At 33.3% G+C, this 11,149-nt stretch carries 10 protein-coding genes, 1 tRNA gene, 2 rRNA genes and 1 riboswitch; all 13 genes read left to right on the top strand.

The genetic code is table 11. The features are described 5' to 3' along the window. Positions 1-91 (top strand): 23S ribosomal RNA (locus tag ERX46_RS13565); the annotation flags it as partial. Positions 92-322: 231 nt separating this feature from the next. Continuing rightward, positions 323-436 (top strand): 5S ribosomal RNA (rrf, locus tag ERX46_RS13560). Between the two features lie 272 nt (positions 437-708). Continuing rightward, positions 709-1,593 (top strand): EamA family transporter, encoded by an 885-nt coding sequence (locus ERX46_RS13555; RefSeq protein ID WP_130094408.1) that lies wholly within the window; start codon positions 709-711, stop codon positions 1,591-1,593. A gap of 57 nt (positions 1,594-1,650) precedes the next feature. Continuing rightward, a riboswitch (TPP riboswitch) is annotated at positions 1,651-1,745 on the top strand. Positions 1,746-1,814: 69 nt separating this feature from the next. Continuing rightward, entirely contained in the window at positions 1,815-2,540 is a 726-nt protein-coding gene (locus ERX46_RS13550; protein WP_130094407.1) for a class I SAM-dependent methyltransferase, read from the top strand. Positions 2,541-2,542: 2 nt separating this feature from the next. Continuing rightward, a complete protein-coding gene (locus tag ERX46_RS13545; protein WP_130094406.1) occupies positions 2,543-3,601 on the top strand; it encodes an AIR synthase-related protein in 1,059 nt (352 codons plus the stop codon). Then, positions 3,588-4,244 carry a thiamine phosphate synthase gene (locus ERX46_RS13540; RefSeq protein WP_130094405.1) on the top strand — a complete coding sequence of 219 codons (657 nt, stop codon included), beginning with the start codon at positions 3,588-3,590 and terminating at the stop codon, positions 4,242-4,244. The genes ERX46_RS13545 and ERX46_RS13540 overlap by 14 nt, the downstream gene beginning before the upstream one ends. Then, entirely contained in the window at positions 4,241-4,501 is a 261-nt protein-coding gene (locus ERX46_RS13535) for a Trm112 family protein (protein ID WP_130094404.1), read from the top strand. Before ERX46_RS13540 ends, ERX46_RS13535 begins: the two co-directional genes overlap by 4 nt. A 209-nt stretch (positions 4,502-4,710) precedes the next feature. Further along, entirely contained in the window at positions 4,711-5,766 is a 1,056-nt protein-coding gene (locus ERX46_RS13530) for a Fe(3+) ABC transporter substrate-binding protein (RefSeq protein WP_130094403.1), read from the top strand. After that, on the top strand, positions 5,747-7,411 hold the full coding sequence (locus tag ERX46_RS13525; RefSeq protein ID WP_130094402.1) for an ABC transporter permease: 1,665 nt from the start codon (positions 5,747-5,749) through the stop codon (positions 7,409-7,411). The genes ERX46_RS13530 and ERX46_RS13525 overlap by 20 nt, the downstream gene beginning before the upstream one ends. 2 nt (positions 7,412-7,413) lie before the next feature. Beyond that, positions 7,414-8,415, top strand: coding sequence for an ABC transporter ATP-binding protein (locus ERX46_RS13520; protein WP_130094401.1), 1,002 nt, complete (start codon positions 7,414-7,416; stop codon positions 8,413-8,415). Between the two features lie 208 nt (positions 8,416-8,623). Next, a tRNA-Leu gene (locus ERX46_RS13515) sits at positions 8,624-8,705 on the top strand. A gap of 93 nt (positions 8,706-8,798) precedes the next feature. Then, a complete protein-coding gene (gene tig / locus ERX46_RS13510) occupies positions 8,799-10,160 on the top strand; it encodes a trigger factor (RefSeq protein ID WP_130094400.1) in 1,362 nt (453 codons plus the stop codon). A 445-nt stretch (positions 10,161-10,605) separates the two neighbouring features. Next, positions 10,606-11,046, top strand: a complete 441-nt coding sequence (locus tag ERX46_RS13505; RefSeq protein WP_130094399.1) for a hypothetical protein — start codon at positions 10,606-10,608, stop codon at positions 11,044-11,046. Positions 11,047-11,149: the final 103 nt, after the last annotated feature.

Below are 11,149 nucleotides of genomic sequence, written 5' to 3'. Positions count from 1 at the left end.
GGCCGTGGAAGACTACCACGTTGATAGGCTATAGGTGTAAAGACAGTAATGTCAAAGCCAAGTAGTACTAATAACCCGTAAACTTATAGTTATCTACTGTTACTATTTCAATCACCCAATATTTTCTTTCTAGATGTTAGACTTCTAGACATTAGATATTAGACAAAAAACGTAAATGTTTTTGATCTATTATCAATGTTCTAAAAGCTATACTCTAGTTTATAGACTTAAGAAATTAAGGAGATAGACTAACAACAAAAGATAAAACAAGCCTCGCTTGTCTAATGTCTTTTGTCTTATAAGTCTAAAATCTCCAATGATTTTCGGTGTCTATTGCAGCAGGGTCCACCTCTTCCCATTCCGAACAGAGAAGTTAAGACTGCTTGCGCTGATGGTACTGCCCTTTTAAGGGTGGGAGAGTAAGACGACGCCACTTTTAATAAAAAACCTCATACATTAACTTGTGTGAGGTTTTTTTTTGGTTAAAAGTTTTTTTAATCTTGAGTATATTGTTCTGTCCGTCAGGTGACGGATGGGAGAGTAAGATGATGAAATTTATAAATCTCATGTATTGAGATGTCTTTAAGTTAAAACCATTTTGTATAAATGGCAGACGCCTTGGTATGTCATCGGTAGTTTAGTGTGTCGAAGCCATCCTTCCTAAAAGTTAATATGAAATTTATACAACAATATTTTTATTATTAAATCATGACGAAAAAAACAGGTCTTTTATATGTTGGGTTTGGATCCTTAAGCTACGGAATTCTTGCAACTGTTGTTAAATATGCGAATGAATTAGGTGCAGGAACAGCGCTTTTGGCCTTTTCTCAGTATTTCTTCGCCAGTATATTCTTAGCTTTTCTTGCTTGGAAAGTGAGTAAATCAAAAACACTAGGTTCAAATTATACTGTTCCTTCTAGAAATTTGAAGCTAAAAATGATCCTCTTTGGAACAACTTTAGGATTTTCTAGCTGTTTTTATTACCTCACCATTCAATATGTACCTGTCTCTGTTGGAATTATTCTATTAATGCAAGCAATTTGGATGGGAGTTGTTGTAGACCTAATATCCACAAAAGGTAAGAACAGTAAAATAAAAATAATAGGTGCTCTTGTCGCAATCACTGGGACTCTCCTTGCTGCTAACGTTTTTGAAGCTAGTTTTATTTTACATCCTTTAGGAATCACTTTTGGTATGCTTGCAGCTGTTAGTTTTACTTCGTTTATGTACTTTTCTAATTTACTCGGTCACCAGACACATGTAATAATAAAAAGTAAATACTTAGTTTATGGTGGTTTTATTGTAGTCCTTTTATTTTGGAATATTGACATCATAAACACATTTGACATTTTTTATATGGTAAAATATGGAATTTTCTTAGCTATTTTTGGTTCTATGATTCCACCTATTTTCTTTTCTCAAGGAATGCCAGTAATTGGAACGGGACTCGGAAGTATTGTTTCAAGTATAGAAATACCATTTTCTGTAATGAGTGCTGCTATTATTTTAGGTGAAGATGTATCTGTTTTGCAATGGATAGGTATATTAATTATTCTATCAGCAGTTGTTTTGATTAATATTAAGAAAATTTAGTTTTTTCATTTAACTTAATGTTTATCTATCAATGTAAATTAAATTTCTATATTTGATTTACAATATAAGGGGTGCTTAATTAATTTTAGGCTGAGATTATACCCAATCTGATCTGGATAATGCCAGCGTAGATAGTAAATAGCTTTTCAATTTGATTGAAAGCATCCCCTTTATATTATTTTATTAATTATAAAGTCTAGGACTGTTTTAATCAAATGGCTATGAATCCAATTAAATTTAATGAAGCTAAGTTCGATCTTGTTACACAAGATCTGAAGAAATGGCAAGGCAGAGAAGAGTGGTTCTTTAATAGAGAGCATACAGACACCTATGAACAATGGTATGAAGGTAGGTATAAACGAGCCGAAGTCTGGCAGAAAAAAATCATCGGTCGTCTAGTTAAGAAAGATGAAAGAGTAAAAACACTTTTAGAGTTTGGATGTGGAACTACTCGTTTTACACGATGGTGGCATGAGATAGGAATTGATTCTAGTGGTGCGGATATTTCTCCTTTTATGCTCGGTCAAGGTGTTCATTTGTTTACAGGTGAACTTGTTCTTGCAGATTCTCATTATATGCCTTTCAAAGATAATACCTTCGATGCATTAGCATTTGTAACAACTTTTGAATATTATAAGGATCCTGTTAAAGTTATTCAAGAAGCTGCTCGTGTTGGAAAGAACGGAATCGTCTTTGGAATGATGAATCGTAATTCACCTAAAGTTGTAAGAAGAAGAGTTCAAGAAGTGTTTGGTAAGAATCCATTTTATTTAACAGCCAACTTTTATTCCCCAAAAACATTAATAGCTGTTATTGAAAAAGCACTTAAAGGCCGTTCCTATAAAATAGAATGGACAACTACTGGTTTGCCAAAATGGTTTCCAGTACAAGAATGGAATCAACCTTATGGAGATTTTTTTGGTCTTTATGTTAGGTTAAACGATTAATCATGACAGCATTTAATAATTTGTCTGGTAAAATAACTTCGTCTGCATTCAAAGAATTATTACTTCCAAAAACTGGTCACCAAAGAGATGAAGTTCTTGTGGGACCGAATTTCGGAGTTGATAACTCTGTAATCGATTTGGGAAATAATCTAGGAATGGCTATATCAAGTGATCCACTTTCACTGATTCCAACAATTGGTACGAAAGCATCGGCATGGATGTCAGTTCATCTTTTAGCCAACGATATGGCAACAACAGGATTCTCTCCAATGTATGCTCAATTTGTTTTGAATCTCCCTTCAAATATTTCTTTATCTACTTTTAAAGAATATTGGAATTATATCCATTTTTACTGCAAAGAAATTGGTGTTTCCATAACTGGTGGACATACTGGAAGATTGGAAGGTCAAAATTCCGTAATTTCGGGTGGTGGAACCATGTTTCTAACTGCTCCTTTGGATAGAATAATTACAAGTAATGGAGCTAAACCAGGGGACGTAATTATAGTAACTAAAGAATCAGCTTTAAATTCATCATCTATTTTAGCTATGAGCTTTCCAGAAACTATAAAAAAGAACTTAGGATTAAAAGTTTATCAACAAGCCTGTGAGAATTTCTATCACACATCATCTCTTAAAGAAGCTTTATTGGCTGCTGAACTATTAGAAAGTAATTTTGAATTAAATGCGATGCATGATGTTACTGAAGGTGGAGTTCTAGGAGCTATTTATGAAATGGCTTATGCTTCCAATTGTGGTTTTGAAGTTTACAATAATAGCATTCCAACTGGTGATAGTCAAACCAAGATAATGGACTTATTCGAAATTGATCATCGTTTTTGTATCGGTGCAGGGGCAATGATCATGTCAGTGAAGAAAGGAAATGAAAAATGTTTGATTAATCACCTTGAAAGTAATTCAATTAAAGCAACTGTAGTTGGAGAATTTACAATCAATGAACATAGAATAATTGAAAATGGAATTGATAAGGAATTTGTTTTTGATGGAATTGATCCTTATTGGCAAGCTTATTTTAAAGCAGTGAAAGATGGAATCAAATAAGAATACAAAAAATATCGGTGGATTATATTTGGTTTTAGATCCTTCGATTGAACAAGTAACTTTATTGACTAAACTTAAAAGTGCCATTGAAGGAGGTGTCGATATCTTACAGATTTGGAATAATTGGCCTAATACATTCCGAAAAATTGCTAAAATTAATCTCATAAATCTAGTTGTTGATATTGCAAAACAATATAATGTTCCGGTACTTATTAATGAAGAATGGGAATTGGTTATAGAAACGGAACTATCTGGAATTCATTTTGACATTGTTCCAAGTAGTCTAGAACTTCTAAAATCAGAAATTGACAGAGAATTGATTATTGGAGTAACATGCAGTAATTCTCTTGAAATTATTGAATGGGCCCAAGAAAACAAATTAGATTATATTTCCTTTTGTTCACTTTTCCCATCGAAGTCTGCCGGATTGTGTGAAATCGTAACTCATGAAACAATTCTAAAAGCACGTAGAATTACAAGAATTCCTCTATTTGTTTCTGGTGGAATAACATCTGATAATCTGTTACAGCTTCAAAATTTAGGTATTTCAGGTGTGGCTGTTATTTCAGGAGTACTAGATTCACCTTCACCAAAGCTAGCAAGTCAAAAATATATTCAAACATTAAATAAAATTATACAATGAAAACATCATTTTTAGAAAAACTTTGCTGTCCTCAAGATAAGAGTCACCTCGAATTGCAAATATTCAAGCAAAAAGACGAAGAAATAATAGAAGGATTATTTACATGTCCAGAGTGTAAAAGGTATTATCCCATAATTTATGGTATTCCAATTATGACACCTGATGAGTATAGACAAAAAGAGCTGGAAGAACCGTTGTTAAAAAAGTGGGGACTTAATTTGACTGATAGTGGTTCTAAATTTTGTTTAATTGAATAAGCTAATATTACATAATGATGCAACCGCTTATTTTTATTGTAATCACGAGACTTTAGAAATATTGTCTTGTGAATTACTAAATTATATTCATAAGCTGTTCCTGCTTTAATTTTTGTTTTTAAATGTTTACAATTCAATTCACAATTCACAATATCTCCCTATTCATATCCATTCTAAATTACTATATTTGTCTTTTAAAAAGAGACGAGATGAAAAAAATATTAATTGCCGTAGTTACTTTTTCCTTACTTACAGCTTGTGGAAGTAACAATGAAGAAAAGGACAACAGTAACGTACAAGAAACTCAAAAAGAACAAGTCGTTAATGTATACACGCATCGTCATTACGAACCAGACCAAGATATCTTCAAAATGTTTGAGGAGCAAACTGGGATTAAGGTGAAGGTGATAAATGCAAGTGCAGATGAGTTAATTCAGAAGATGAAAATGGAGGGAAAACAATCTCCAGCTGATGTTTTAATCACTGTTGATGCAGGTAGATTAAGCCGTGCTAAAGACCAAGGTTTGTTGCAAAGTATTCAGTCAGAGATATTAGAAAAAACTGTTCCGTCCCATTTGCAAGATGTCGACAATCAATGGTTTGGTTTAACAAAAAGAGCAAGAATTATTGCTTATTCATTAGACAGGGTAAAGCCAGAAGAGCTATCAACTTATGAGGAGCTTGTGTCAAATAAATGGAAAGGAAAGATATTAGTAAGATCTTCTTCTAATATTTATAATCAATCCTTAATGGCTTCGATTATCGCTAATGATGGTGAAGAAATAGCTAAGAAATGGGCTAAAGGAATCGTTGCTAATATGGCACGTTCTCCAAAGGGTTCTGATAGGGATCAAGTAAAAGCCGTAGTCGCTGGAGAAGGTGATTTGGCAATCGTGAATTCATATTACATTGGTAAAATGTTAAACTCTCCTGATGCTGAAGAAGTTGCAACAGCGAAGAAAATCGGATTGTTTTTTCCTAATCAAGAGGGTAGAGGAACGCACATTAATGTAAGTGGTGCAGGAGTTGCAAAATACGCACCGAATAAAGAAAACGCTATTCGTTTTATCGAGTTTTTAGTGAGTCAAGATGCACAACAAATCTTTACTGATGCGAATTATGAATATCCAATTTTGGAAAGTGTGGCACCAACAAATGACATTAAAGCTTGGGGAGATTTTAAAGAAGATACTTTAGGATTAAACAAATTAGGAGAAAATAATAAAAAAGCAGTATTGATTTTTGATGAAGCAGGCTGGAAGTAATAGAGAAACCTTTTCCTTAAAATCAAGGCTAAAGAGATTTAAAAGAGACAGTAACAGATGGTCAGTATTTACGCTGGCCATCGTTATTTTCTTAGCGCTCCCAATTATCTTTATTGGCGTAGAGTTGTTTTCTGGTCCGGGTGAAACATGGAGTCATATTGTAAAATATCTTTTACCAGAATATATTTGGAACTCACTTTATTTGGTGTTATTCTGTAGTATTCTCGTTTTAGTTTTAGGTGTTTCTTCGGCATGGTTTGTTTCCCGCTTTAATTTCCCAATGCGGAAACAATTGGAATGGCTACTTATTCTGCCATTAGCAATTCCGTCATATATTGTTGGTTATGCATATGCAGGAATCTTCGATTATGGAGGAAGTCTCGATCTAATATTTCGTCAGCTCAATTTGGATTTTATTAGAATAGATATTATGAATCGTGCTGGACTTGCATTCGTTTTGAGTATTTCTCTATTTCCTTATGTATACGTTAGTGCGAGAGCATTTTTCTTGAATCAGGCCAATAATTTACTTGAAGCTTCTAAAATGTTAGGTGTTGGCGAACGTAAAACATTTTTCAAATTAATGTTACCACTTGCTCGACCAGCTATTGTTGCTGGATTAGTTTTGGTTTTAATGGAAGTGCTTAACGATTATGGTGCAGCTAAATATTATGGGGTAAACACTTTTACAACCGGTATTTTTAGATCCTGGTTTTCATTGGAAGAACCTGAAACAGCAGTGTATTTATCTGCATTATTAATCATAATTATCTTTGCATTGATTCTGTTTGAGAAATGGCAAGTGAGAAAAATTAAGTTTACTTCTTCCAAATCGAATAGCACGCAAATACAGCGTAAAACAACAACAAAGTCATTAAAGTGGCTCATCTTTTTAGTTGTGTTTCTTCCTGTACTTTTAGGATTTATTTTACCAGTTCTTCAATTAATCTATTGGGCAACATTAACGGCATCAACAGTTTTTGATGTGCAGTTTTTATTGATTTCTTTACAAAGCTTTGGAATTGCTATTACTTCAGCAATTATAACCGTTTTCTTTGCACTTTTATTGATTTTCTTTTCAAAATGGAGCGCACTTCGTTTCATTAAGAATGTGTCACGGGTTGGAGTTCTAGGTTATGCAATACCAGGAGCTGTAATTGCTATTGGTATAATGATTCCGACTTTAGCATTGGATAAATGGTTAATTAATGTACTCGCTAATTTCGGAATAGATTCTGGTTTTATTATCAACGGAACATTGATTGCGTTGTTTTATGCTTATGCTGTTCGTTTCTTAGCTGTAGCCTATAATCCTATTGATTCAACCGCTTTAAAAGTGGACAATTCTATTCCTGACTCTTCAAAAGTTTTAGGTGTTGGGAATCTCAAAACATTTTTTAAAATTGAATTTCCACTCATAAAAACAGGAGTATTTAGTGCTGTGATATTGGTTTTTATTGATGTTATGAAAGAATTACCTTTAACATTAATCTTAAAACCTTATCATATTGACACATTAGCAGTGAAAGCTTACGAATATGCAAGTGATGAAATGGTTATGGAAGCTGCAATTCCATCACTTTTCATTATCTTTACTGCAATGATACCTGTGATATTTTTAAATAAATTACTGATTAAAAAATAATAATGTTAGCAATTCATTCTCTTTCTAAAAGCTTTGACAAAGGCAAGAATTACGCCTTAGAAAATGTGACTTTCGATTTGAAAGAGGGAGATGTATGCGCCATTGTAGGCGAAAGTGGAAGTGGGAAAACAACCTTGGTGAGATTGATTGCTGGACTTGAGCGTCCTGATCATGGAAGTATTGCTTTAGATGGAAATATTATTGCATCACTAGATAAGTTTGTTCAACCAGAGAAACGAAAAATTGGTTTAGTTTTTCAAGAATATGCGCTTTTCCCTCATTTAACTATTCTTGAAAACGTATTGTACGGTATTTCTAAACTGAAAAACAAGAAAATAAGAGCGCAAGAAATGCTCGATTTAGTAGGTTTAAGTGAAATGGGAAAACGTTATCCACACCAACTTTCGGGTGGACAGCAACAACGTGTAGCCTTAGCAAGAGCTTTAGCGCCAGAACCAACACTGCTCATTTTAGACGAGCCATTCAGTAATCTCGATGCAATGTTAAGAATGCAATTGAGAAATGAAATTTTCGACATCATTAAGAAAACTGGAGTAACAGTTTTGTTCGTAACGCATGATACCCAAGACGCACTTTCTGTAGCTGATGAAATTTTGATTCTTCAAAATGGAAAAGTCGTTCAGAAAGATGCCGCAGCAAATTTATACGTTAAACCGAATACCTTATATGTAGCTTCTTTATTTGGAAATACAATTCAAATCAATAAGAATCTGCAAACTGCATTTCGATGTCCTTTAAAAGAAGATTGTTGTCATGCCATTAGGAATGAAAAAATAAAAGTGAACCCAACAGCAGTCGATTCAGATTGTGAATACATCACGAATGCCACTGTGATTAAGAAAATAGTTTTGGGAGATTCCATTCAATTGCTTTTAAAGCTTGAAACAGGAGAGCAGTTAACAGTAATGACACAAGATAAAAACGTTGCTGACACCATCACTATTGGATTCAATTCAAAAGATATTTTGGAGTTTAACGACTAACGGTATTATTGTAAATAATGTTTAAAAGATTAGGAAATCGTCCACGTTTATCCAATCAATTAACTCTTTTAAAAGTGGATTTTAAAATTCTTTTAAATAAATCCTAAATTGTTCTTTTATATAAAGAAAATTTACGTAAATTTGCACTCGCTTTTAGTTATGAAAGTTGACAAAATACCAAATAACGTTTTGGTGAAATTTTTTAAATGCGGATATGGTGAAATTGGTAGACATGCTAGACTTAGGATCTAGTGCCGCGAGGCGTGTGGGTTCGAGTCCCTCTATCCGCACACAATTAAAAGTGGTATGAGTTTAAAACTTATGCCATTTTTTGTTTTAGATTGTTTGGTTTTAGTATTAAATAAAAGTTTATTTCAATCAATATGAATATTATAAAAGAAAACGTTGATGATCTCAACGCATTATTAAAGGTTACAGTTGAAAAGAGCGATTACCAAGTAAAAGTTGATAAAGCTTTAAGTGACTACAGAAAAAAAGCGACTACTCCTGGATTTAGAAAAGGAATGGTGCCAATGGGAATCATTAAAAAACAGCATGGTAGAACAGTTCTTGGAGATGAGTTAAATAGACTTGTTAGTGAAGGACTTTACAAATATGTTGCTGAACAAGAATTTGAAATTCTTGGTAACCCACTTCCTAAAAATGACATCGAAGTACAAGGAGATTTTGATAAACCTGATACATTCGTATTTACTTATGAAATCGGAATTTCTCCAAAAGTAGATGTTAAAATTACCGGAAAAAACAATTACGAATACACTAAAGTTAAGGTTGATAAAAAGTTAATTGATAAACAATTAGAAGATCTTACTCGCCGTTATGGTAAACTCATTTCAGGTAAAGAAATTGGTGAAAAAGATATGGTTTTAGGTCAATTCGTTGAACTAAACGAAGAAGGTGAAATCTTGGAAGGTGGAATTATGAATAGTTCTACAATTTCTATGGAATTCATCGAAGATGAGCAACTGAAGAAAGAAATGATTGGAAAGAAAGCTGGCGATAAAGTCACTGTAAATCCATTCAGCGTTTCTAGAGGTGGTAAAGACACAGCTTCAATGTTAGGAATCGAAGAAAGTGAATTGGGTAATATCTCTGAGAAATTCCAATTGACAATCAATGAGGTTAAAATCATGGAGCCAGCAGAATTGAACCAAGAATTGTTCGATAAATTGTTTGGTGAAGGAGAAGTAACTTCAGAAAAACAAATGATTGAGAAAGTGAAAGCGGACTTAGTTCAAATGTTTGAAAAAGACAGTGAGAAAATCTTAACACGAAGAATTTCTAACGATCTAATAGAGAAAGCGGATATCCAATTGCCAGAGGGATTCTTGAAAAGATGGATTATAGCATCTCAAAAGGAACCTACTACAATGGAGCAGGTTGATGCTGATTTCGGAAACTATGCACGTAGTTTGAAATGGCAATTGATTCAAAATAGCATCTTCAAAAACAACGATATGAAAGTTGATCAAGAAGAGGCAATGAATTATACGAAAAGCTTATTGGTTAACCAATATGCGCAATACGGAATGCCAACTCCTGAGGATGCTGAATTAACTAAATCGGCACAACAAGTTTTGTCTAATCAAAAGGAAGCACAACAAATCTATGATATGTTAGCTGAAGAAAAATTAACTAAGTTCTTTAAGGAAACAGTTAAGTTGGATGAAAAAGAAGTTGATTATGATGAGTATGTTAAAATCGCACAAGACAGTAACGCATAAAATTTAAATTTTTAGCGTACTGCATTAAATATATTTAGAAAAAAGCCTCATGCAACTGCATGAGGCTTTTTCATTAGCATAAAAACAGAGTCGATAATCCTTATGATACTTGGAGATAAAAATGAATAGTGCTGTAATTAGTGTCCGCAAGAAAACTAAATATTTTTAAGGCTTTGATAAGAAAGTTTCAAAGGCAGAGCTTGTCTAAGTAGGCCTGTCGAAGGAACTGCAATTAAAAACACTTGTGCTGAGCTTGCCATAGTAAGCATAAAGCAGTATTTGGAATTTTCTTGCAAAGACTAATTGTCTTTTGAATAATATTTCTCGATGATTTACTTTGTCTGTTCCATTACTATTCTTTTACTTAAAATTGTTAAATTATTGACGTTACATGTTTTTGTTATAACTTAGCCTATTAACTATATAAAACAAAAAAAACACAAGTATGATATTACAAATTATTAAAAAAACACCCTTTTTACTTTGTGCAGGAGCAATGTTAGTTTTCTCTTCTTGTAATGGAGAAGAAACTGAAAGTATTGATGCAGAGAACACAGCAACCGAAACTGTAAATGATACACCAAGAACTCGAACTGATGCTGATGCTTCAAAAAGTCAATCTCCAGATGAAAATGTTACATTTGGAAATGAAAATACACCTTTAAACAACAATGTCTCCGGTGGAGTAGGAGTTGGTACAAATCCTCCACATGGGGAGCCAGGTCATGATTGCGCAATTGCAGTTGGTGCGCCTTTATCACCTAATCCAAGAATCGCTTCACCAGAAATTATCAATCCGCAGAGCACTAAATCAGGGAATTTGAATCCTCCACATGGAGAACCAGGACACGATTGTGCAGTGGAAGTTGGAAAGCCATTAAATTAAATTTATTAATTTTAGGAACCTCATGCAAAGACATGAGGTTTTTTTATGTTTAATTTTGACCTTGAAGGTGTCATTTTTGTATATTTACCTTTATAAATTTAAT

The organism is Brumimicrobium glaciale (genome assembly GCF_004152935.1).
GTDB classification, from domain to species: domain Bacteria; phylum Bacteroidota; class Bacteroidia; order Flavobacteriales_D; family Crocinitomicaceae; genus Brumimicrobium; species Brumimicrobium glaciale.
Note: the sequence above shows the minus strand (reverse complement) of the source record. Positions and strands in the feature narration are given on the sequence as shown.